Source organism: Acinetobacter sp. YH01022 (genome assembly GCF_013420235.1).
Taxonomy (GTDB): Bacteria; Pseudomonadota; Gammaproteobacteria; order Pseudomonadales; family Moraxellaceae; genus Acinetobacter.
This window is the reverse complement of the sequence record NZ_VOYP01000009.1, coordinates 55,576-77,974: the sequence shown is the minus strand read 5'-3', so window position 1 is coordinate 77,974 and position 22,399 is coordinate 55,576. Positions and strand designations below refer to the sequence as shown.

General features: G+C 40.0%; 27 protein-coding genes. 16 read left to right on the top strand and 11 right to left on the bottom strand.

Annotated elements, in window-relative coordinates:
- Positions 1-9: 9 nt before the first annotated feature.
- Both FTT87_RS04870 and FTT87_RS04865 read left to right on the top strand, forming a co-directional pair.
- Positions 10-618: a histidine phosphatase family protein gene (locus tag FTT87_RS04870; RefSeq protein ID WP_180044417.1), complete on the top strand. Its 609-nt coding sequence runs from the start codon at positions 10-12 to the stop codon at positions 616-618.
- Complete coding sequence (locus tag FTT87_RS04865) at positions 615-1,364, top strand: adenosylcobinamide-GDP ribazoletransferase (RefSeq protein ID WP_180044419.1); 750 nt, start codon at positions 615-617, stop codon at positions 1,362-1,364. Before FTT87_RS04870 ends, FTT87_RS04865 begins: the two co-directional genes overlap by 4 nt.
- A gap of 67 nt (positions 1,365-1,431) precedes the next feature.
- On the opposite strand, the gene FTT87_RS04860 is transcribed toward FTT87_RS04865, so the two are convergent.
- Both FTT87_RS04860 and FTT87_RS04855 read right to left on the bottom strand, forming a co-directional pair.
- Positions 1,432-2,124 (bottom strand): LrgB family protein, encoded by a 693-nt coding sequence (locus tag FTT87_RS04860; protein WP_180044421.1) that lies wholly within the window; start codon positions 2,122-2,124, stop codon positions 1,432-1,434.
- A gap of 1 nt (position 2,125) precedes the next feature.
- Positions 2,126-2,560, bottom strand: coding sequence for a CidA/LrgA family protein (locus FTT87_RS04855; RefSeq protein WP_180044423.1), 435 nt, complete (start codon positions 2,558-2,560; stop codon positions 2,126-2,128).
- Positions 2,561-2,656: 96 nt separating this feature from the next.
- On the opposite strand from FTT87_RS04855, the gene FTT87_RS04850 reads away from it, so the two are divergent.
- Complete coding sequence (locus tag FTT87_RS04850; RefSeq protein ID WP_180044425.1) at positions 2,657-3,556, top strand: LysR family transcriptional regulator; 900 nt, start codon at positions 2,657-2,659, stop codon at positions 3,554-3,556.
- A gap of 284 nt (positions 3,557-3,840) precedes the next feature.
- Here the strand turns inward: FTT87_RS04850 and FTT87_RS04845 are convergent, their stop codons facing one another.
- From FTT87_RS04845 to tusD, 4 genes are read right to left on the bottom strand one after another with little or no spacing between them, the layout of a single operon-like run.
- On the bottom strand, positions 3,841-4,152 hold the full coding sequence (locus tag FTT87_RS04845; RefSeq protein WP_180081641.1) for a TusE/DsrC/DsvC family sulfur relay protein: 312 nt from the start codon (positions 4,150-4,152) through the stop codon (positions 3,841-3,843).
- Positions 4,153-4,165: 13 nt separating this feature from the next.
- Positions 4,166-4,450, bottom strand: coding sequence for a hypothetical protein (locus FTT87_RS04840; RefSeq protein WP_180044427.1), 285 nt, complete (start codon positions 4,448-4,450; stop codon positions 4,166-4,168).
- 20 nt (positions 4,451-4,470) lie between these two features.
- Positions 4,471-4,821 carry a hypothetical protein gene (locus FTT87_RS04835; protein ID WP_086197063.1) on the bottom strand — a complete coding sequence of 117 codons (351 nt, stop codon included), beginning with the start codon at positions 4,819-4,821 and terminating at the stop codon, positions 4,471-4,473.
- Between the two features lie 44 nt (positions 4,822-4,865).
- Positions 4,866-5,234: a sulfurtransferase complex subunit TusD gene (gene tusD / locus FTT87_RS04830; RefSeq protein WP_166171770.1), complete on the bottom strand. Its 369-nt coding sequence runs from the start codon at positions 5,232-5,234 to the stop codon at positions 4,866-4,868.
- A 562-nt stretch (positions 5,235-5,796) separates the two neighbouring features.
- On the opposite strand from tusD, the gene FTT87_RS04825 reads away from it, so the two are divergent.
- From FTT87_RS04825 to FTT87_RS04800, 6 genes are all read left to right on the top strand, one after another.
- Positions 5,797-6,255 (top strand): DUF2147 domain-containing protein, encoded by a 459-nt coding sequence (locus FTT87_RS04825; RefSeq protein WP_180044429.1) that lies wholly within the window; start codon positions 5,797-5,799, stop codon positions 6,253-6,255.
- A 446-nt stretch (positions 6,256-6,701) separates the two neighbouring features.
- Entirely contained in the window at positions 6,702-7,502 is an 801-nt protein-coding gene (locus FTT87_RS04820; RefSeq protein ID WP_257230566.1) for an SDR family NAD(P)-dependent oxidoreductase, read from the top strand.
- A gap of 355 nt (positions 7,503-7,857) precedes the next feature.
- Entirely contained in the window at positions 7,858-8,865 is a 1,008-nt protein-coding gene (locus FTT87_RS04815) for an SDR family NAD(P)-dependent oxidoreductase (RefSeq protein WP_180042601.1), read from the top strand.
- Positions 8,866-8,999: 134 nt separating this feature from the next.
- Positions 9,000-10,394 (top strand): class II fumarate hydratase, encoded by a 1,395-nt coding sequence (gene fumC, locus FTT87_RS04810; RefSeq protein WP_180042600.1) that lies wholly within the window; start codon positions 9,000-9,002, stop codon positions 10,392-10,394.
- Positions 10,395-10,495: 101 nt separating this feature from the next.
- Positions 10,496-10,987, top strand: a complete 492-nt coding sequence (locus FTT87_RS04805) for a hypothetical protein (protein WP_180042599.1) — start codon at positions 10,496-10,498, stop codon at positions 10,985-10,987.
- A gap of 282 nt (positions 10,988-11,269) precedes the next feature.
- On the top strand, positions 11,270-11,872 hold the full coding sequence (locus FTT87_RS04800; RefSeq protein ID WP_086196991.1) for a nitroreductase family protein: 603 nt from the start codon (positions 11,270-11,272) through the stop codon (positions 11,870-11,872).
- Between the two features lie 90 nt (positions 11,873-11,962).
- Here FTT87_RS04800 and FTT87_RS04795 read toward each other — a convergent pair whose 3' ends face one another.
- On the bottom strand, positions 11,963-13,168 hold the full coding sequence (locus FTT87_RS04795) for an MFS transporter (RefSeq protein WP_180042598.1): 1,206 nt from the start codon (positions 13,166-13,168) through the stop codon (positions 11,963-11,965).
- Positions 13,165-13,602, bottom strand: coding sequence for a MarR family winged helix-turn-helix transcriptional regulator (locus FTT87_RS04790; protein WP_180042597.1), 438 nt, complete (start codon positions 13,600-13,602; stop codon positions 13,165-13,167). The genes FTT87_RS04795 and FTT87_RS04790 overlap by 4 nt, the downstream gene beginning before the upstream one ends.
- 231 nt (positions 13,603-13,833) lie before the next feature.
- Here FTT87_RS04790 and FTT87_RS04785 point away from each other — a divergent pair, with 231 nt between their 5' ends.
- Positions 13,834-13,947: a DUF2474 domain-containing protein gene (locus FTT87_RS04785; RefSeq protein ID WP_180042596.1), complete on the top strand. Its 114-nt coding sequence runs from the start codon at positions 13,834-13,836 to the stop codon at positions 13,945-13,947.
- A gap of 127 nt (positions 13,948-14,074) precedes the next feature.
- Here the strand turns inward: FTT87_RS04785 and FTT87_RS04780 are convergent, their stop codons facing one another.
- Together FTT87_RS04780 and FTT87_RS04775 are read right to left on the bottom strand one after the other, a co-directional pair.
- On the bottom strand, positions 14,075-14,629 hold the full coding sequence (locus tag FTT87_RS04780) for a thermonuclease family protein (protein ID WP_180174512.1): 555 nt from the start codon (positions 14,627-14,629) through the stop codon (positions 14,075-14,077).
- 343 nt (positions 14,630-14,972) lie between these two features.
- A complete protein-coding gene (locus tag FTT87_RS04775; protein WP_180174511.1) occupies positions 14,973-15,890 on the bottom strand; it encodes a LysR family transcriptional regulator in 918 nt (305 codons plus the stop codon).
- A 93-nt stretch (positions 15,891-15,983) separates the two neighbouring features.
- Here FTT87_RS04775 and FTT87_RS04770 point away from each other — a divergent pair, with 93 nt between their 5' ends.
- The 6 genes from FTT87_RS04770 (at position 15,984) to FTT87_RS04745 (ending at position 21,523) form a co-directional block, all read left to right on the top strand.
- Complete coding sequence (locus FTT87_RS04770) at positions 15,984-17,228, top strand: acyl-CoA dehydrogenase family protein (protein ID WP_180042593.1); 1,245 nt, start codon at positions 15,984-15,986, stop codon at positions 17,226-17,228.
- Between the two features lie 122 nt (positions 17,229-17,350).
- Positions 17,351-18,472 (top strand): phosphotransferase family protein, encoded by a 1,122-nt coding sequence (locus FTT87_RS04765; RefSeq protein ID WP_180042592.1) that lies wholly within the window; start codon positions 17,351-17,353, stop codon positions 18,470-18,472.
- Complete coding sequence (locus FTT87_RS04760; RefSeq protein ID WP_180042591.1) at positions 18,469-19,167, top strand: histidine phosphatase family protein; 699 nt, start codon at positions 18,469-18,471, stop codon at positions 19,165-19,167. The genes FTT87_RS04765 and FTT87_RS04760 overlap by 4 nt, the downstream gene beginning before the upstream one ends.
- A 25-nt stretch (positions 19,168-19,192) precedes the next feature.
- The gene (locus FTT87_RS04755) at positions 19,193-19,936 is read left to right on the top strand and encodes an SDR family oxidoreductase (protein ID WP_180042590.1); all 744 of its coding nucleotides are present in this window, start codon (positions 19,193-19,195) and stop codon (positions 19,934-19,936) included.
- A gap of 252 nt (positions 19,937-20,188) precedes the next feature.
- On the top strand, positions 20,189-20,899 hold the full coding sequence (locus FTT87_RS04750; RefSeq protein WP_180042589.1) for an SGNH/GDSL hydrolase family protein: 711 nt from the start codon (positions 20,189-20,191) through the stop codon (positions 20,897-20,899).
- Positions 20,900-20,929: 30 nt separating this feature from the next.
- Positions 20,930-21,523, top strand: coding sequence for a uracil-DNA glycosylase family protein (locus tag FTT87_RS04745; RefSeq protein WP_180174510.1), 594 nt, complete (start codon positions 20,930-20,932; stop codon positions 21,521-21,523).
- A 176-nt stretch (positions 21,524-21,699) separates the two neighbouring features.
- Here the strand turns inward: FTT87_RS04745 and FTT87_RS04740 are convergent, their stop codons facing one another.
- Entirely contained in the window at positions 21,700-22,137 is a 438-nt protein-coding gene (locus FTT87_RS04740) for a hypothetical protein (RefSeq protein WP_180042587.1), read from the bottom strand.
- Positions 22,138-22,399 lie beyond the last annotated feature (262 nt).

The window sequence follows — 22,399 nt, the reverse complement described above, 5'->3', positions numbered from 1 at the left end:
TGATTTAAGATGTACAGGATTGATTTGCTGCGTCATGGCGAGACCGAGCTGAGTCATACTTTGCGTGGTTCAACTGATGACGCCTTGACGGATTCAGGCTGGCAGCAAATGCAACAAACGGTAGATCAATTCTTAAAAAATAATTCACCTAACCCCTGGGATATTGTGTTTAGTTCGCCTTTGCAGCGCTGTGCTTTATTTGCAGATGAAATTGCCAGCAATTTAAAGCTTGAACTTATTCTAGATCGAAATTTGCAGGAAATGCATTTTGGCGATTGGGAAGCTGTTTCTACGCAAGAGATCTATGAAAAGCAGCCGGATGTATTGGCGCAGTTCTGGGAAACTCCAACCCGATTTAGTCCACCCAATGCAGAAACAATGCAGCAGTTTCAGCAGCGTATTTTACATGCGCTGCAACAAATTCAGGGTTCCATGCAGCACAATCAATTTGCACATGCAATGGTGGTCACGCATGGTGGGGTGATTAAACTGTTAAAATGTCTGGCATTCAATCAACCCTTGGACAATATTTTAAAAATGTCTGCTGAACTGGGGCAATTCAATCATTTCATTCTACATGATGATTTAAGCATTGAATATGTGGAGCAATCAGCATGACGCCATTTTTTATTGCACTGCAGTTTTTAACGATATTTCCAGTTCAATTAAAACAGATGCCGAGCAAACAGCAAAATGCTCAATCTTTGCTGTTTTATCCTGTGATTGGACTGATTATTGGCCTGATTTTATTTGCACTTGCCCATCTTTTACAGGCGATCCCCGTTATTTTATTAAGTAGTGTGATTTTAGTGCTATGGATTTGGCTGACAGGCGGGTTGCATCTGGATGGTCTGGCTGATACTGCTGATGCCTGGGTTGGTGGTTTTGGTGATCCTGAACGTACCTTAGCTATTATGAAAGACCCGAGCTGTGGGCCAATAGGGGTGCTGAGTTTAATCATTCTATGCCTAATAAAATGGTCGGCACTGTATGTATTATTGGAACAGCAATACTATTCAGCCCTGATTTTATTTCCGCTATTGGGTCGTTTAGCGCCGTTATTTTTATTTTTAACCACCCCTTATGTGCGCCAAAAAGGTTTAGGCACTTCAATTGCAGAATTTATTCCGAAAACTGCCGCCATTATTGTATGTGTATTAAGTTTACTAACATCAGTGTATTGGGGATGGGCTGGAATGCTGTGTGCTTTATCTATGCTAGGTACATTGCTTTATTTAAGGTATAAATTTATCCAGCGTATTGGGGGAATTACCGGTGATACGGTAGGGGCGAGTATTGAAATTTGCGAGGCGGTGAGTCTTTTGAGTTTTATTGTAGCGAGTTTTTATTTAACCATTCCATGATTAAAAAGAGGAAGTGAGCAGCCTGATCACCTCAACAGCATCACTTCCGTATCATGGGCATTATCACTTATAAATAAGTCACGACCATGGAAATAATTGCCGGTCCCAGCAGCACCATAAATACCCCTGCAAGTACCATGGTCAAACAGGCCACCACACCTTCCTCACGATGGCGCATAAAGGCTTTACTGGTACCAAAACCATGTGCCGCATTCCCAAAAGACGCGCCTTGAGCAAAGCGTGAATTGAGTTTGAGTGCCAGTAGAAGCATATCTCCCATCGCTACACCCGCAATCCCGGTAATCATGGTAAATAAAATCACCAGTTCAACCGAACCGCCTATATGGGAAGTGAGTTCCATGGCAAAGGGCGTAGAAATGGAACGGGCCATTAAACTGTAAGACGTGGCCTGGTCAAAATGAAATAATCTTGCCAGATAAAATGCGCTGATCACACCGGCAATCATGCCCACCACAATGCCTAAACCAATCGACAAGGCATGTGCTGTAATGACTTTGCGATATTCATAAATCGGAATGGCAAAGGCAATGGTCGCAGGTCCCAACATCCAGATCAGCCATTGATTTTCCACCATATAGCTATCATAGGAAATATTGAACGCCAGCATCAATATCACCAGAATAAGAGGCACAAAAATACCGGGTGCCAACAGCATGTAGGGATATTTTTTATGCAGTTTTTTAGCCAGTACATAACAGATGAGTGTCCCGAGAAAACATATAAGCGCAGTCAGGTTCATATTATTTTCCCTGTTCTAACAGGTGTCGGGATTGTGATTTATGCTTTAAACGGGCTTCCAGTTTAAAACCGAAATATACGCTATAGGCTGTAGCCAGCATCACACAGAAAGTGCCGATCACGACTGATAAAATCAGTTGCCAGCCTTGGGTCAAAAGCAGGTCTTTATATTTAATGATGCCGACTACACAGGGAATAAATAACAACACCAGTTCACCGAGAATAAAATCTGAACCTGTTTTAATCCATTGCAGTTTAAACAGGCCACTCAGTAAAGCCATTAACACCAGTAACAGGCCAATAACTCCGGCAGAAACCGGTAAATTGAGCGCATGTTGTATCAGTGAGGAAATCCACCAGATGAAGATCAGCAGACTGAGCTGTAATACCACCTGAGTAATATAAATTGATGGAGCAGAACGTGAAGAAGTAGACATAATCAGAAAATATAAAAACTTGCAGGTATTTTAAATTTGACCATGTGTTCATATTATGAATAATAAAAAAAATATTATGCATAAATGGAATGATAGGTGGATATTAAGAGTCTGAGCGTATTCGTTAAAATCGTGCAATTGCAAAGTTTTACCCGAACAGCAGAGGAGATGTGTGTGACCCAGCCCACCATCAGTAAGACCATACATCACCTGGAACAGGAAATTGGTGTGGCTTTATTTCATAAGGGAGAAGCCGGGCGTAAAAGGGATGTTGCCTTAACCTATACTGGTGAACAAGTGTATCAACATGCTTTGGTCATACTGGAACAACAGCAACGTATTTTTGAAACAGTGGCTAAAATCCGGCAGCTCAAACAGGGCAAATTAACCCTAGGTTTACCGCCATTAGGTTCAGTTTTACTCAGTAGTTTAATTGCCAAGTTTCACAAGCAATATCCACATATCGAATTAAGTTTTCTGGAAGTCGGTGCAGCTGCGATTGAAGATGCCATTTTGGCGAAAAAAGTCGATGTTGGCATTTTATTGGGACATTTAAAACCGGTACTGAGCGGTATTCCTATTATGGATTCGCCCTTATGTTTGCTTTCTCGAAAAGATACCCAGTGGAAGGATCGACAAACCGTAAAATTGATTGAATTAAAAGAAGAGTCTTTTTTGCTTTATGATGATTCCTTCACTTTAAACAATATGATTATTCAGGCAGCGAATTACGTCGGTTTTGAACCGCATGTGGTTTGTAAAAGTAGCCAATGGGACTTTATTGCCAAAATGGTCGAGTCGGATGTCGGGATTGCTTTGTTACCAAAAATTTACTGTGAACAGCTGGATCAGGAGAAATTTAACATCAGCCTGCTGGAAAGCCCGCATCTGAACTGGACGCTGAGCATGGCCTGGAATACCACCGTTGCCATGAACCCTGCAACACGGGCATGGTTAAAAATTATTGAGGAAAATCGGGATAAAATTCACTTTTAAAAAAACTTGGTTGGCAGTCGACTGTAAAAAACAGGGTTTGGATGCAGACTGAATCCCTTTTTAATGTCTATGGCACATTGGGCAGATCAATGGATGAATGAAGATTTAGGACAGCCGATGCAATATATGTATAAAAGATGTGGTCATAAAGTGATCCCGTGACGGGTATGTTCTGAGTGTCATGAAACGCTGCATGCCAGGCAGGTTAAAGTTGAACTGACGTGAGATGAATACGACTATCGGGAACAGCACAAAATATCATCCTAAATCTTTTCCTTCAGGATTTATAGACAATTCGGCGGTTTAGGAATGCCTGCCAGACGGCTTAAATGACGTGCTACCAGACCGGTCTTAAATTGCTCTTGCAAGACGGCATTATTGATATCGGCACTGACGGTTTTCATCAGGAATTTGATCAGTGGGCGTGTTGCCGGTGAATGTCCAAACTGTTGATAGAACTGGCGTACTGCATGCAAAACTTCAAAATGCCACGCTGTAAGTTGTAGCTCCAGAGAGTTTGCCAACTCTTGAGCCACCGTTTCATTCCAAATGGTGTAATCGATTAAGTGACCATCTTGATCGAGTTCTAAATTCATCATAAATCTCAAATTAGTTCAAGCGAATACAGCGGGTATAGTTGAGGCAAATATCTGCAAATTCTGCATAAGAAATCAGCTGTAAATTTTTGGTTGTTTGTCCCGCCAGGATTTCCGCATCGGTGTCCAGTACATACACCTTGTCCAATGGTTGCAGAAATGGATGCTGTAGTTGCAGGACCGATTCCCCCATCATCACAACCGTATCTTCAGGGCTATAAACCTGTTGCAATTTGCTCAAAACATTCGGGGTTGCTGAAAAAGTACTTTGCACCAAATATAAGCTTTTATTCGACATAATCAGTTTACTCTTCAACTTTACCAGTACAATACAAAATCAAAACTTTGAATGAAATCAGGATTTAACTCAACAAATTCAATATCCTGTTGAGCATTGGCTACAAAGTGTGAATGTTGATGTTTGTTTTCAATCAAAATCGGGCTAAGGTCATAAAATTCAAAGCTATCGACCATATTGGATGCCACTTTAAAGGCATGTTTAAGCTGATCAAATGGCAGTTCGGCATTGAGTAAACTTAAGGCTGCATCTTGCAGTAAAACTTTCACTTCACAGCCAAAAGTTGCCAGTACCATCGTGGCAGACAGGCTTTCATGCACCTGCAGATTGGCCAGATTGGCTTGGGTCAGAATAACGAGTACAGATTTCACACAATTTACCTTTTAAAAGCAACAAATACCAAAAAAATATCGTCTTAGAATTGAATCAGACGTTGTGTTGACTGTACTGCATCGGCAAGTTCACCCAGACCAACCAGTTCAAAGCCTTGCGCAAGATTGTGTTGGCTAATTTGATGTCGTTTGGCATTTTCTTCATCGCTAATACCACGCGCCAACGCAGCACTCACGCATACCGGTAAGCGAATCGCCAGTTTCTGCCATTCTTCGGTCAAGTTACGCTGATCATCCGGAACCCATTGCAAGGCATTTGCTACAGCAACACCGTCCTGATAGAAGAACACGCGAAATGGCTGGTTTTTAGCGTGCAAGGCCTGAGCAAGACCCAAGGCATGCCAGGCATAGATCGAGGTTGGAGCGGAGGTAATTAGTAATAAGGTACTCATCGAAATTCACTTGAAGAATGCCCAATCCAATATTGATGCATCCAAACTTCATAAGAAAAGGGTAGTATACAATGATTTTAGGTGGTATCTAAAGAATTCAGAACTTAATGTTAAAATTATTTCAAAAATAATTATTTAAAAACAATGATTTAATTGGGTTTGTTAAAGTTAAAAATCATAAAACCTATTTTTTTATCTGCATGAAATTCCCTATATTCCCTTCCTTTTTTCATATTATTGGTAAAATAAAAAGTAATTTGAACCAGATCTACACCAATGCTGGCCTTTTCAAAAGAAAACCCATCACTGGGATGGGTTGGGTAGCGTTACTTCATTATTACATGTCATGGTTTTCTTTGATTTTGGCTTGATAGTAAGGTAAGTGAACGTTGTAAAAATGATGATATCTTGATTTTAATCTTTGATTAATTTTGGGAATAGCTAGCAGATATATATTTAAATCTAATGAAATTAATGTCTTAATAGAAAAATAATTGTTATACTCTCGCCAATTTTGAGCACAGCCGTGCTTATTTATTTCTTTGAATTGTAAATACTTTTTATGAACCGTAAATTTTTTGCTGCTACTGCATTATTTTTTGGGCTAATCAATCCATTAGCCGCTATGCCATTCGATCCGTTAATTGGCACTTGGAAAGTTATTGATGATCGTACTGGTTATTATGTTTCAGACATCGTGATTCGCAAGAATTCTAAAACACAACAGTACAGTGCTGTCATTACTAAAAATCGATCTTTACCTGGTGTTGCAAATTCTGAAGTATGTAGCAAATGCCAAGGTGAACTGAAGAATCAGCCAATTTTTGGAATGGAAGCTCTTAAAGGTCTGGTTGCTGATACTAGCAATAAACAATTTAACAAGGGTATTTGGATTAATACGCAGGATGGACGTGTATATGATATTGATGCCAGTTTAAATGCTGCTGGAGACCAAATGAAAGTCAATGGTAAAGCTAAAAGTGCCAATGTAACTAGCATCATGACTTGGAAGAAGCTCTGATATAATTCTCAAGTGATTATTTTTATTTGTAAATAAATTATAAGCAAGAATAGGCAAAAGAAACCCATCACAGGGATGGGTTTTGGGAATTAGTGCTACTTAGTTATTACAGGTCTTACCTTCGAATCCGACCTTGCCTATAAAATAGCGAAAGTTTATTTCAGAAATAAGAAACCCACCGAAGTGGGTCTGTGCGATCAAATACTATCCGTAGTATTTGATCATTAAAGTATGCTTAATATATTACTATTTTATTTAAGCTTGTTTAACAACTAGGCGTATAGAATTTTGGGTGGTGTTTCAAAAAGTATGCTGGCGTTAAACAAACTCATTTTTAGTTCAATATAGAGAATGTGCTGTATGACTTTAGTTAGATCAATATACATAAAAATATGTTGAACTCATGCAGAATAGTATTATAGACCCAGTCTCAACAAAGAATTGAGATGCTGAACATTACAAAGTCTTGCGACTTACGCTTAAAATTAGAAATGGAAAAAATTATGTCAAATAAATTCAATAATAAAGTGGTCTTAGTTACTGGAGCTGGTTCTGGTATTGGCAAAAGTACCGCTATGCTTTTGGCCCAACAGGGCGCAAGTGTGGTGGTTTCAGATATTAACATGGAAACTGTTCATAAAGTTGCTAATGAGATCATATCTTTAGGTGGGAAAGCTGTAGCAAATAAAGCCAATATAGCTGAGCCTGAAGATATGAAAGCAGTGGTTGAATTTGCTGTTAGTACATATGGTGCACTGCATTTAGCATTTAATAATGCGGGAATTCTGGGGGAACTTAACCCAACTGCAGAATTGAGCATTGATGGGTGGCATCGTGTGCTTGATGTTAATCTAAATGGGGTATTTTATAGCATGCGCTATGAGATTCCTGCAATATTGGCTGCTGGAGGTGGAGCGATTGTTAATACCTCTTCAATTGCAGGCTTAATCGGGTTTAAAAATATTCCTGGTTATGTGGCTGCAAAGCATGCTATTACCGGATTAACAAAAGCAGCGGCATTGGAATATGCGGATCAAGGTATTCGCATTAATTCGGTACATCCAGGTTATATTAAAACGCCTTTAAGTGCTGAAATTGATGAGGGAGAGATGGTGAAATTACATCCGATTGGTCGAGCAGGCAATCCGGAAGAAGTTGCTCAGGTCGTTGCCTTTCTGCTTTCTGATGATGCTTCATTTGTGACTGGCAGTCAGTATGTGGTCGATGGTGCATATACTTCACAATAAAAAACAACAAAGATGGCTATGTGTGTCTAGTTGTTTGGCTAGGATCATGTCTTATCGTGTGTTCTATGTAAAAGTATTCCCATGGTTTCATTTTTATTCCTCTTGATGAGTTTTACCATTCATTGAATAAGTTTTTTATTTTTTTCATAAACAATATACAGTTCATAGCCATAACTGCAACACATGCAATATTCCAAATCTTTAAGATGGTGTGATAGTGCTCTTGCAGATTAGCCGACTCAAGAGAATTTTGAGTCGGTTTTTTGCTTTTAATATCTGTGGATAAGTTGTTGTAAACACCAAGATTACACCAATAAGTTGCAAGGTACTGATTATTATAAGGAGTATCTATACAATGATTTTAGTGACGGGTGGTTTAGGCTTTATAGGCTCACATATTGCGTTAAGCCTGATGGCTCATGGACAAGAAGTCATCATTGTTGATAATTTATCCAATGCAACTTTACAAACCTTAGAACGACTTGAATACATTTCCGGCATGTATGTGCCTTTTGTCAAAATTGACATCCGAAATACACCCGCCTTAAACAAAGTTTTTGAACAATATTCTGTAGAAGCCGTCATTCACACCGCTGGTTTTAAATCGATAGAAGAATCTGCGCTTAAACCGTTGGAATATTATAACGATAATGTCAGTTGTATTATGAGTTTGCTGCGATCTATGCAGCGTACAGGCATTCGAACCTTAATTCACTTATCCAGTCTGGCAGTCTATGGTCAGTCCAGCTTAATTCTGAGCGAAGATACGCCATTTAATTATTCCTACCCCAATCCCTATATCAAATCGCAGCAGATGACGGAAGAAATTATCCGTGATACCGCACTGACCGACAACGAATGGAAAATTGCCATTTTAAGACTATGCAACATTGCCGGTGCTTTTGAACATGGCGTGCTTGGAGAATTTGTGGCGCCATTGCCGAAAAATATTATTCCACTGGCTTTACAGGTTGCAGCGAAAAAACGTGATTATATTGAACTGCGACAGCAAGCCCAAACCCTGGACCGTACCGTTGAGCGCAGCTTTTTGCATGTATTGGATTGCTGTGATGCCATTTTAGCGACTCTACAATGGTTAAGGACTCAGCCTTATACCTGTGATGCCTTTAATATTGCAGGACAAAATATGTCCATTCGAGCCTTGCTCAGTGAAGTTTCAAAAGTCACCCAGACTGAAATCAAAACCATGGATGTGCCGTTTTATACTTATGCTGAATTGGATCAGGTGGGGGCGACCTCAGGCAAAGCCCATGAAATTTTAAAATGGCAACCTAAGCGCAGCATTACCCAAATTATTGAAGATGCCTGGCGTTTTTATCAACAAACACTGAAGGGAAATTAAAGCAGCTGAGAAACAAAGTGAATAATGTAAATAATAATCATTTACAATTATAATATGTTTGATTAAGATCAGTAAATATGTCAAAACTATTGAATTGGTTTAAATCATAAAACGACATCGATATGAGGTGGAGAATGCAAACACGTATTGAACATGACACTATGGGCGAGGTAGAAGTTCCAAGTGAAGCAATGTGGGGTGCGCAGACACAGCGTAGTTTGCAAAACTTTAAGATTGGTCAAGAACGTTTACCCCGACCGATGATTCGGGCGATGGGCTTGGTCAAAAAAGCGGCCGCCATGACCAATGCCGAGTTAGGTCAAATTCCTCATGAATTGTCACATTATATTGTCAATGCTGCAGAAGAGGTGATTTCTGGAAAGTGGGATAGTCAATTTCCACTGGTGGTGTGGCAAACAGGTTCAGGTACGCAAAGTAATATGAACTGTAATGAAGTCATTGCTAATATTGCCAACCAGAGACTGGGTAATCCTTTGGGTTCTCAAAAGCCGGTTCACCCCAATGACCATGTCAATCGTGCACAATCGACCAATGATTCTTTTCCGACAGCCATCCATGTGGCTGCAAGCCTGCAAATCTATGAATTGCTGATTCCTGCCGTACAACGTTTACGCGATACTCTAGAGGCTAAATCGCAAGAATTTTCCGACATTGTCAAAATTGGCCGTACCCATTTACAGGATGCAACACCCTTAACGCTCGGGCAAGAATTTAGTGGCTATGTGTCACAACTGGATCATGCCTTAAAACGTTTGCATTATGCCTTACTGGGTTTATATGAATTGCCTTTGGGGGGCACAGCAGTTGGAACAGGTTTAAATGCACATCCGGAGTATGCAGTAAAAGCTGCAGCACAGTTAGCTAATTTAACCGGTTTGCCATTTGTAACGGCTCCGAATAAATTTGAAGCTTTAGCTGCGCGTGATGCTGCGGTATTTGCCTCTGGGGCTTTAAAGACGTTGGCAGTGAGTTTAAATAAAATTGCCAATGATATTCGCTGGTTGGCCAGTGGTCCGCGCTGCGGTTTTGGTGAAATCCGTATTCCTGAAAATGAGCCAGGTTCAAGCATTATGCCCGGCAAGGTCAATCCAACCCAAAGTGAAGCCATGACCATGGTGGTGGCACAGGTGCTGGGGAATGATACGACTATTAATGTCGCCGGAGCTTCGGGCAACTTCGAGCTGAATGTGTTTATGCCGGTCATTGCATTTAACCTGTTGCAATCGATTCAACTGTTGGGCGATGCATGTAACAGCTTTAATGATCATTGTGCCGTTGGCATTGAGCCCAACCGCGAAAAAATTGATCATTTCCTGCATAATTCACTGATGTTAGTCACTGCTTTAAATCCGGTGATTGGTTATGAAAATGCTGCTAAAGTGGCAAAAACAGCATATAAGGAAGGCAAAACCTTAAAACAGGTCGCGGTCGAATTGAACCTGGTCACTGCCGAACAGTTTGATGCCGTGGTAATTCCGGAAAATATGGTTTCACCTAATGTGAAATAGCCATCTAAAAGTTGGAACAGCTATCAATTGATCATCAGTGGTTTTTATCTGGGGCATATATGCGTACAATAGTCCTAGAAATTAACTGCTGATGATTGATTATGCTTGACGTTTATTTAACAGATGTTCAGAGAAAGGTTCAATTTAAGGATTATCCGGGTGAGCATCCTGTTAAATTTATTTTGAATTTTAAAAAGATTTTTCCGAGTGTGATGGAATTATTGCTTCCGGTTCTGCCTGGCGATGAAAATCTGGATGAAATGACCTGGGAATCGACCACTGAAGATTTTGAATTGTTCAAATTATTACTCAGCGGCTGGGGCGTGATTGAATTACGTTTAAATGCGATTTCTCAATTTAAAAATAAAAACTATGCCGATCAGCTAGTCAAAACTGCGCAGCAAAAGCGTAAAGAGTTTGCGAAAAACAACCATCAATTGAAAACTGTAGAACTCGATTATCTGTTTATGCACGAAATTCATGCACTGATTGATGCAGAACTGGTTGAAATTGGTGAAAAATTCTATTTACCCACACTGCGTGATTTGTGGAAACACAAAGTTCCGCAAAATGTGTTAAATGCCAAATTCTAGAACAGCATAAAATACGATAACAATCCTCCAAATATTGGGGGATTTTTTATGCCAGTTTTAGCTGTAAAAAGATAAACTTAAGCTATTTAAATGCATCTATATAAAAAATTAAAGATTTAATTATCAATAAAATGTACTAGAAATTGGAATTATTATTGCATATGGTAAGACAGCAATACATTTACCTAAATATTGTTATAAAAGTAGATATTTCACATTTTATTAACAGTGAGGGTAGATTGTTTCAAATTTTCGCGAAGAAATATCACAGGATTTCATTGAATGTCAAATCAGTTTTTAGATTTAATTAAGAAACGCCGTACCATTTATGCAGTCGGTAAAAATGTAGAGCAAAGCCCAGAGTATTTAACTGATTTGATTAAACATGCGATCAAACAGAGTCCATCCTCTTTTAATTCGCAGTCTTCACGTGCCGTGATTTTGTTTAATGCCGAGCACGAAAAATTTTGGAATTTTGTCAAAGAAAAACTCAAGTCTTATGCCAAAGATGAAGAAAGTGCAGCAAAAACCAGTGCCAAAATGGACAGTTTTGCCGCAGGTGTGGGTACCGTTTTATTCTTTGAAGACATGGATGTGATTAAAGGTCTGCAAGAGCAGTTCCCGTCTTACGCAGAGAATTTCCCGATCTGGGCAGAGCACTCAACAGCCATTGCCCAGTTCGCAACTTGGACCGCCTTACATACTGAAGGTTTAGGCGCTTCACTTCAGCACTATAACCCGATCGTGGATGAACAGGTACATGCTGAATGGGAAATTCCAGCCTCCTGGAAACTGCGTGCCCAGCTGGTGTTTGGTTCAGTAGAAGGTGAAGCCAAAGATAAAGCTTATATAGATGATGCAACACGTTTTAAGGTATTTAAGTAATTCATAATTTTTCGAAATCCCCTTTATAAAAGGGGATTTCATATATTTTAGCCAATGGTTTTAATTTTTCCTGGCGGTATTGGAAAATGATTAAGCAGCTTTAATGGCTTTACTTTTCACTTTATGTCCATGTAATACATAGTAGAAACCAATACAGATCAAAGCTGCAATCGCGCTATACATATACAGCTGCGCATAATTTATATAATCCAGCGCCCTACCAATAAAATAAGGGCCAAAGCCGAGTCCTGCATCGAGGAAGATGAAGAAGGTCGAGGTAGCAAAGCCCATACGATCCAGCGAGGTACTTTTCACAGCAACAGTCTGACAAACTGACTGAATGTTGCCATAGCCCAGACCGAGCAAGCCTGCACAAAGTAACAAGGTCATCGGACTATGGGCCTGACTGAGCAGATACAAGGCCAATGCCATAATGATAAATGCGGGATACATAATGATATTTTCACCTTTACGATCCATCAGTGGGCCGGTAAATGGACGTGAAAATAAAATCGCAATCGCATACATTAAGAAGAAGAAAGAAGCTGTTTCAACCAGATCAATTTCTTTGGCATAGAAATTAATAAAGGATAAAACCCCAGAATAACAAATCGATGTCAATAACATGATGATCGAGATCGGCAAGGCTTTCATTTCAATAAACTGGGAAATGAAACTCGGTTTTTTCACATTGACTTGAGTTTCAATGGTTTTGGGGTGTTGTGGCAAATTAGGTACTTCAATCAGCAAAGCCACGATTAAACAGCTCATAGCGACCATGCTAGATAAGGCAAAAATCGCAGTATAGCCGACGTGCAACATCATCCAGATGGCCAGAAACGGGCCAATCGCAGTACCCAATGTACTGCTCATACTGTAGTAACCAATCCCTTCACCGCGACGGGTCGGCGGTAAAATCTGCGCGATGATGGTACCCAATACAGTCGATGCCATACCCATCATAAAACCATGCATGAAACGAACACTCAGCAAGGCAGTGACATTCATCGGAATAAAATAGAATCCTGAAAAAATCAAAAATCCAATTAAACCCACAATCATGGTGGTTTTGCGGCCAAAACGTTCCAGAAACTGACCAACAAATAAACGACCAATCAGGGTACCGACAATGAACAAACCGGAAATCAGACCGGCCTGAGCCGTGGTTGCATCCATTTCAGCAACTGCGTAGCCGACAATGACCACCACCAGCAGATAAAAGGTCAGGACCAGCTGAAAGTTAATGGCACTGACAAGAATAAAATTTCTTGTCCATAAGGGCGTATGTTCACTCATGACTGGCTACCTTTCATCTCTTGCAGATGCTCCATAAGTTGATGCAGGGTATTTAGCGTACTATTTTGCGCAGCTTGATCTAAGGGCAATAACAGTCGTTGTTCAAACAGGTCCAGTTTTTCAGAGCACGCGGAAAAAAGTTGTTGACCTTTAATGCTTAGAATCAGTTTCTTTTGCCGTTTATCATCAGTGTCGACCTGATCCAAAACCTCTAGTTGTATTAATGCATGAATACGTTTTGCAATCGAAGGTTTGGAAACATTCAGGTATTCAGCAATGTCAATAGAGGTACAGCCTTGCTTAAGCTGTATGACATACAGTACCTGCCACAATGAATAATTCAGCTGATGTGGAAGCAAAATGGTATTGATTTCATCACTCATTAAACGCGCACAGCGCAGTAATGAAGCACGAAAGTTAAGTCGATTTGGCATAATAGTTAGCTAGGGTAACTAAATTGAGATAACTTTACGCCTGTTGAGTTGATTGTTCAAGTATTAGTCAGGGAGCAAGAATGATTTATTCTGAAAATGACAGAATCATATTAAGGCACTTCAATTCTCAGTAATAAGTTACATTTCAAAATTATTTATACCGGTTTGTCTTACTGGGTGTTCCGCGACAAAGTCCGCATTGGTGATGAAGGCTATCATTAAGGAGTAAATATGAAACTTTCACAGATGCAGTGGTTTATTGTGTTGTTGCTAGGCGGATTTTTTGCTTTAGCATTGATGGCCGGGGCATTCCGGCTACTTGTTCAACTGGCTTATTATCTTTAATTGTTGATAATAAATTTTAAAGTGGTTTGTTTTAAACAAGCCACTTTATTTTTTAACCCACCAGCGTAATCAATGAAATCAAACTCAAATCTATATTTGAAGATGATTATTTGTCTATTCTAGAATTCTATTTATTTCGCTTACGATAAACACTAGGGCGTACCGGATGCGAATTTTTCCATAAGCCTTTTTTCTGCTTCTTGGCCTGAAGTTGTAGAGCTAACCATTTCTGTTTTTGCGTCGGGTTTTTAATATATTCCTCATACACCCATGCCGCGCCGCGTTTGACCAGTTCCTGATTGATATTTCGTCTAAAACGGTAAATGACGCCAACGCAGCGCCCATAGCGATCGACATCGGTAATCTCGACACGGACCAGTTTGTAATACACCATTTTTTTAACCAGACGCTGAGATTCCTTGCCATAGGTTTGTGTTGATTCGGGAGCATCAATATAGGCAAAACGCAGTTTGGTTTCTGAGCGACGCAAGTTATAGCGCGTACAGGTGATGGTATCGCCATCACTCACCGCAATGACTTTGCACCAGTATTTTTTTCCTTTTTTAAACGGTTTAAATACATCGGTAAGGAAAGCGTGAATTTTGCGGAAGATAAAAAACAGCACTGCACAAAGCAGCATGCCCAAGATAATGAGCCAAACAGGGGAGAGATTTGCCAACATAGATAAAATTTGTGGAATCTGACTTGAAAATACCAGTCCAGATTCAACAATAAAAAGATAAAAAATGAGCTGCTATATTAATGGAAATTCTCAAAAATAATGGCTTGAGAAATAGTCAAATAGCATTAAAAGCCTTGCCAGTTCAACATTTCGGTTATTTATTCAGTAAAAGGTGATATCTGCATAAAAAATCATTCAGATCCATAACAAATACTCAAAATAGCCTAAGCATTTATCTTTTACTATGCAAAAAATGAGTCATAAAACGCTTCGTTTCTAAGATGGTAGCTGTTGATTGTACTTATAAATAGCCTAAGCAAAATAATAGATCTATTAAAATAGCCTAAGCAAAAATTTTAATTATTTCTCTGCGCAAAAATTGATGACGCGAATTATCTTCCAAATCTTTATGCCAATACATTCCCAAAGTAATTAGCGGCAAGTCCACAGGCACTGTAAAAATATTTAATGTAGTAGAAAGTTGTAAATGACTAAGCAAATTTTGAGGAATAGTTAAAACGGATTGATGGTTTTGTAGCAAAATCTGTAAAGCCGTTGAGTAATGTTGGCAACGTAAAAAAATCTGTCGCGACAGTTGTTTGCGGTTTAAATATATATCTTCAACCAAAACTCCAGTTCGGCGTGATGAAACTCCAATATGTGGAGCAGCGAGATAAAGCTGTTCTGTCATTTCAGGTTGCTGTGTACATACCACAAATTGATCTTGTACCAGTTTCTGAAATTGAATTTTCTCACCGAAGTTTTGTTCCAGATCAATGACAAAGTCTATTTGCTGGGTGGCGAGGTCTGTGACAAGCGTTTTACGGTCTAATTTGCTACTGAAAAATTGAATCTCTAGATTTAAGCCCTGAAAATGCTGAACCAGTTTAGGAAAAATCATTGGTTCTATTTCATCATGCACCGCAATTCTTAAGCTTTGCACCATACGGGGTTCAAAATGCTGCTTTTGCATTGAAATGTTTTGAATAGCGAACAGTGCATTTTTAATGATGGGATAAATTTCCTCGGCAAATGAAGTAGGCAACATTTTATTGCCGGCACGTGCAAATAAATCATCCTGTAAATGTTGTCTTAAACGCTGTAAGGCATGGCTGGCAGCAGATTGGCTGATACACAAAATCTGTGCAGCCCTAGAAATGCTTTTTTGTTCATAAACTGCAATAAATAACGGATATAAGTTAATGTCTATGCGATGAAAAACACTCAGATCAATCGCGGCTTTATTATGAATACTGTTCATAGTGTTATATTGAATTAAATCATTTTATTCATAATAGTTTTCGGGTTATGTTGTTGTAAAGATCAGATAATATATATTTTGAGGGAATTGGCCATGTTTGAGTTATCAACACGTGCACAAGATTATATTGAAAGAACAAAAACGTTCATTAAGGAAGAAATTGAACCGGTTGAAACCGAGTTTTGGAATGATGTCCATGAGCTCAATCAAGGGGGAGACTGGACAACATGGCAATGGCCCACTCAACTTGAAATATTAAAAAATAAGGCCAAGGCAGTGGGTCTTTGGAATATGTTTTTGCCATGTCCAGAATTGGGGCAAGGCTTATCAGTTCAGGAATATGCACACATTGCCGAACTTTCCGGTCGTAGCTTGCTTGCACCAACGGTCTTTAACTGTAATGCACCAGACAGTGGCAATATGGAGGTGTTGTGGCGCTATGGTTCTGAAGAACAAAAACAGCAATGGCTCATACCATTATTGGAAGGCAAAATTCGTTCCGTATTTTGTATGACTGAACCTGCTGTGGCATCTTCTGATGCCACCAATATGCAGGCTACGGCGGTGATCGACGGTGAGGAAATTGTGTTAAACGGTCGCAAATGGTGGTCGTCAGGTTTGGGCGATCCCAATGCAAAAATCATCATTTTTATGGCGCATACGCCTGATGAAAGCAAAGACCGTCATCATCAACATTCCATGGTTTTGGTTCCTGTAGATACTGCGGGCGTAACAATTGAACGCATGCTGCCTGTATTTGGGGATTATGATGCACCGCATGGACACGGCGAAATTAGCTTTAACAATGTCCGTGTACCAGTGGCCAATTTTATTGGTGGTGCAGGTCAGGGTTTTGAAATTGCGCAAGGCCGTTTAGGGCCAGGTCGTATTCATCATTGTATGCGTTGTATCGGTGCAGCAGAAAAATCTTTAGAGTTGATGATTGATCGTGGTATGAGTCGTACTGCTTTTGGCAAAGAAATTTTAAAGCTGGGTGGCAATCTGGAACGTGTTGCAGAAGCACGGGTAGCCATTGACCAGGCACGATTACTTACACTTTATGCTGCTTACAAAATGGATACTTTAGGTAATATGGCAGCATTGACTGAAATCTCAGCAATTAAAGTGGTTGCACCAAGCGTACTGGAAAAAGTGGTAGATATGGCCATACAGATACACGGTGGTGCAGGTGTTTCTCGTGATACACCTCTAACAGGATTCTTTGCTCAGGCTCGAAGCTTACGTTTGGCCGATGGCCCAGATGAAGTGCATAAAGGCATGATTGCTAAACTTGAACTGGCAAAACGCGGTTACAGTTCAGGTCGGAAAAAAGATTAATTACATAAATAGTTGAGGCTGCTTATCACTTGCCTGAAAATTTTGCTGTTTATGAGAAATTAAACGGGTATAAATAAGTAAGCGATGAAGTGTTATAACATTGATGATTTAGGGAAATAACAATGTCAGTGATTGATGTAGGTGGGAAGGTTCGTCAAGGCGAAGAGCTAGATGTCATTGCTGTTGAGAATTGGCTCAAAGCACAAGGAACTGATTTACAGGGTCAAGCCGAAGTTACACAATATTCAGGTGGAGCGTCCAACTGGACTTATCGTTTGAAATACGACAATACAGACTTGATTTTACGCCGTCCTCCAAAAGGAACCAAAGCCAAATCTGCGCACGACATGGCACGTGAATACAATGTGCAAAAAAATTTGGCACCATTCTATCCTGTACTGCCTGAAATGGTGGCGCTCTGTCAGGATGAATCGGTGATTGGCTGTGATTTCTATGTCATGCAACGTGTGGAAGGCATTATTCCACGTGCTAATTTACCCAAAGAGCTCAACTTTAATGAAGCTCAGGTCCGTGAATTGTGCATCAATGTCATTGATAAATTGATTGAGTTGCATCAAGTTCCTTATCAGGGTACAGAACTGGAAAAGCTCGGCAAGGGCGAAGGCTATTGTCGTCGTCAGGTAGAAGGCTGGGATGCCCGCTATGAAAAAGCCAAAACCCTAAATGTACCGTCTTTTAAATATGTCCGAAACTGGCTAAAAGACAATATCCCTGCCGATTCAAAAACCTGTGTCATTCATAATGACTGGCGTTTTGATAATGTAATTTTAGATCCGAAGCATCCGACACAAGTGATTGGCGTTCTAGACTGGGAAATGGCAACCCTCGGCGATCCTTTAATGGATTTGGGTTCAGCCCTCGCGTATTGGGTTGAAGAAAGAGACAATCAAATTTTTAAAGCCACGCGTCGTCAGCCCACCAATTTAAAAGGTATGTTCACGCGTCAGGAAGTGGTGGATTATTATTTGCAAAAAACTGGCTTGCAAACAGAGAACTGGACCTTTTATGAAGTGTTCGGCATTTTCCGTTTAGCCGTAATTGCACAACAAATCTATTACCGCTACTACCACAAACAAACCAATAATCCAGCCTTTAAGGATTTCTGGGTTGTGATCCATGCCTTGCATATTCGTGCGCTTAAATTAATTGGCCTACAAAAACTTGAGGCCAATGAACTGGCACAAAAATATATCGCGAAATTTAAGGAATTGATGCCAACATGACCACAATTTATCTGATTCGTCACGGGCAAGCCTCTTTTGGGGCTGAAAGTTATGACCAACTTTCTCCCAACGGTGAATTACAGGCGAAATTATTAGGGCAATACTTTGACCAGATTCTAAAAGAGGCACCTTATGTGGTGTCAGGTTCGATGCAGCGGCATCAACAGACGGCCAATCTTGCTTTAGAACAATGTTTTCCTGAAGCTGAAATTCAGATCGACAGTGCATGGAATGAGTTCAATCACCAGCAGGTTTTTGCCAAGTACGAGCCACGTTTTAACGAGCCACATCTTTTAAAACAGGATGTCTCCAAGGAAGATAATCCGCGTGCTTATTTGGCTAAAATTTTTGAAGGGGCAATCGAGCGCTGGACAGGTGGTGACTATCATCATGAATATGATGAATCCTGGCCGCATTTTAAAAACCGGGTAGAAACCGCATTGCAAAATTTATGCGATGAACTGGCTAAAACCAAACCGCGTTATGCCGTGGTGTTTACTTCTGGTGGGGTGATTTCCGTGGCTGCAGGAAAATTACTCGAACTCAATGCCAATCGGACTTTTGCCTTAAACTGGGCAATCGCCAATACCAGCATGACCACATTGCGTCTGGTGGGAAATGAACCGCAATTACTGAGCTTGAACGAACATCATTTTATTAAGGCCGAAGATTCCAAATTACTGACCTGGATCTGATTAAAAAAATAGCAAAGGAAAAAACATGGCAAAAACAATTTTAATTACCGGCGCAAGTTCAGGGATTGGTGCAGGTATGGCACGCGAATTTGCACAAAAGGGTTATAACCTTGCCATCTGTGCGCGTCGTCTGGAGCGTCTGGAAACATTAAAGCAAGATCTCGAAAGCAAGTACGGCGTAAAAGTCATTGCAAAAACCTTAGATGTGACCCATTACGATCAGGTGTTTGAAGTGTTCCGTGCGTTTAAGCAGGAATTTGGCTCAATCGACCGTATTATTGTCAATGCCGGTGTGGGTGAAGGTCGCCGGATTGGTAAAGGTAATTTTGAAATTAACAAGGCAACAGTAGAAACCAACTTCATTTCAGCCTTGGCGCAATGTGAAGCCGCGGTGGAAATTTTCCGTGCGCAAAATGCAGGTCATCTGGTGATGATTTCATCCATGAGTGCGATGCGCGGCATGCCGAAACATTTAACCGCGTATGGAGCCAGTAAGGCAGGAGTTGCGCATTTGGCTGAAGGCATCCGTGCTGAGCTGATTGATACTCCGATTAAAGTCACTACCATTTTCCCGGGTTATATCCGTACAGAACTGAATGAAGGTGCGAAAAAATTGCCTTTTGAAGTAGATGAAAAAACCGGTTCACATTTACTGGTCAAGGCCATTGAAAAAGCACCAGTTAAAGCTTATGTACCACAGTGGCCCTGGTTACCTTTAGGCTTGGCCATGAAAGTATTGCCACTGAAACTGGTCAATAAGTTGGGTTAATTTTAGGATTCTAAAAAGCTCATTCAATGGGCTTTTTTTATACGCTGGAAAACATTGTAAAACTAAGCTCGATAAAAAATAACATCATCAGCAGATTCAGCAGATATCGACCACCCTCAACCCTAGATTATTACTGACCTGATGTAGCACATTCACTATTTAATTAGATGAAACTTATTGTAATTTAAGTCAATGTTTCTCATCCCGTAAACTTCTATATTGATACAGATATCATCGTGAATTTTATCTTGTATGCTGTTAAAAATTTCAACCATCGTTCTGATTCCATCCTTGATTATTCAAGGCAATGCCGTTAAGAAAAATACTCTACGTTTAGCAGAACCAGAAGGACAACGTCAGGGGACAGTTGGAACTGGAAAAATGCTGTCTATTTTAATTTTAGGAGATTCGGCTGCGGCTGGAGTTGGTGTTGCAACTCAGGAAGATGCTTTACTCGGTGCAGTGCTGAAGCAGTTAAAAGATGGCTATGAAATCAGTTATCAACTTGAAGCTACCACTGGTCATACCAGCGGACAAGTGATTCAGACGGTAAAGAATATGCCCAATCAACACTTCGATGTGGTGATTACCTCAGTCGGTGTAAATGACATTACCAAACTGAACTCACCTAAAGACTGGATTAAAAAGCAGCAACAACTGTATGCGGAAATCAACCAGAAATTCACGCCTGAATTAATTATTGCATCTGGCGTGCCACCGATGAACATGTTTCCTGCATTACCTCATCCACTGGCCTGGTTATTTGGACAATATGCCAAAGGCATGAATAAAAATCTTGCCAAATTTGTTCGGCAGAACGGCAATATGCAATGGATTGAATATGATTTGCAACATTTTAAAAGCCTCAATCTGGAAATGGCAAAGGATGGTTTTCATCCCAGCAAGGAAATTTATACACTTTGGGGCAAACAGGTAGCAGATAAAATCCGTCAAATGTTTTAAATTAAACTGAATACGGATAAATAGACTGTTATGAGCACCGAACTAAATATTGAAACCCATCCACTAGAACCTTTTTTACCCCCAAATGCTAGATTGCTGATGATGGGTAGCTTTCCACCACCTAAAGTCCGCTGGAAAATGGAGTTTTATTATCCAAATTATCAAAATGACATGTGGAAAATTTTTGGTTTGGCATTCTTTGACAATAAAGAACACTTTTTAGATATTGCCAATAAAAACTTCAAGGAACAGCAGATCCGTGATTTTTTAATGGAAAAAGGCATCGCAATTTTTGATACGGCGTACCAAATTATCCGTTTAAAAGGCAATGCTTCGGATAAATTTCTGCACATTGCTCAAGCAACTGATTTAAACAAGCTGCTACAGCAGATTCCTGAGTGTAATAGCATCATGACCACCGGAGATAAAGCAACCGATACCTTGATGCTTTCAATGCCAGAACATACTGAAAAACCGTTAATTGGTCATGCCTCAAAAACCTACTTTGCGGAACGTGAATTGACTTTATACCGGATGCCATCTTCATCCCGTGCCTATCCACTTACTTTGGAGAAAAAGGCCGAAGCCTACACTCAGTTATTTAAAGAAATAGGCTTACTATAAGTAAGTTAAATAAATTAAGAGTTAATTAAACGCATCCAAGGATGCTGAATGTATTTCGTCCATTTTAGGCTGTGCTGGAAAAAGTTTTTGATATCTTTACGAATGTCATCGAAAACTTTTCAAATGATAAATAGATTTAAAAAGGAATTTAAGTGATTCAGAGTAGGCCAGAAAAGTTATCCATCATATTGGACATAGTCCCATAAATTTAAACGGGATTTAATCTCTTTACGGATATTCGGCAACATTGGCAGCAGGGTTCCGTCAATCCACAGGCTTAAGGCCTGAGCAGAAATCACCTGCTGATTGGCATCTATAATTTTTGCGCCTTTGACCATCACCAGAGTTTCTTCACTCGCTGCGGTTTCAATGCCTTTAAACAGGACTTGTAGTTCAAAACCGGTATCCTGAATCAGCCATTCCAGTTCCAGCTGCACATTTTGATTGGATTTTAAAACAGCCTGACCTTCAATCATTTCGGAGTCGGACTGACAATCGTGCTCCACACGAACTTTTGCTAAAAACCAGCCCTGAGCACCTAAATCATCCAGTGTTTTATAGGGTGTTAAAATATCACTTAAATTAAATTGACGGCTTAAATCAAAAAATTGCATTGCAGAAGATCACGATTGGGAGAAAGTTGAGTTAAAAACTCGAAAAATGGCATGTTAAATCAAATTAAGAAACGAGTAAAATCATTGTGCTGATTGATCTAAAATATATATAAGTAACATTTAATTTCTTATAAGTCTTTGCAGAAATATTCATTAGGGAAGTGCCCAGTCTGATAGATGAGACAAGCCAGATTATAGACTTGCAGCTTTTATTAAGGCGGGTTGTGTTGATTCATGAGCACAATATGATCTCGTGCTGATC